1 protein-coding gene is annotated in these 574 nt (G+C 61.8%); it reads left to right on the top strand.

What is annotated here, in order from left to right; all coding sequences use genetic code 11:
• Positions 1 to 56: 56 nt before the first annotated feature.
• A partial coding sequence (locus DNK49_RS23235; protein WP_165843434.1) for an IS110 family transposase occupies positions 57 to 574 on the top strand: 518 nt, incomplete at its 3' end.

The raw sequence follows: 574 nt of genomic DNA, 5'->3' as shown, positions 1-574 counted from the left end.
TTGGCCCGGCATGCCGGTAGCCCGCATTGACAAGGTAGATCAGCGGAGGACTTCACATGCATACGTTTCATCTGGGCATCGATGTGGCCAAGGCCAAGCTCGACTGCGCCTTGCGTACGCCCGCAGGCAAGATCCGCCACAAAGTCGTCCCCAATGGACCCGAGGGCTTCAAATCGCTGCGCGTTTGGCTGACCAAGCACGGAGCCGAATCGGCCCACGTGTGTATGGAGGCGACCGGCATCTACTGGGAGGCCGCTGCCTTGTATCTGGCAGGCTTCGAAGCCTTCACTGTCAGCGCGATCAATCCCGCGCAGATCAAGGCCTTTGGCGCATCACAACTGGTGCGCACCAAGACCGACAAGGTTGATGCAAGCCTCATTGCACAGTTCTGCCATGAGCGCAGACCTGAGCCCTGGCAGGCGCCACCGGCTTCGGTGCAGACGCTGCGCGCACTGGTGTTGCGCCTGGACGCGCTGCAGAACATGCGTACCCAGGAGGCCAACCGTCTGGAAGTGGCGCGTGCTGCCGTCCAGGCGGGCATCAGCGCCCATCTCCAATGGCTCGACGATGAAAT

Origin of the sequence: Parazoarcus communis SWub3 = DSM 12120, assembly GCF_003226565.1 — a bacterium.
Taxonomy (GTDB): Bacteria; Pseudomonadota; Gammaproteobacteria; order Burkholderiales; family Rhodocyclaceae; genus Parazoarcus; species Parazoarcus communis.
This window is presented reverse-complemented; position numbering and strand designations above follow the sequence as displayed.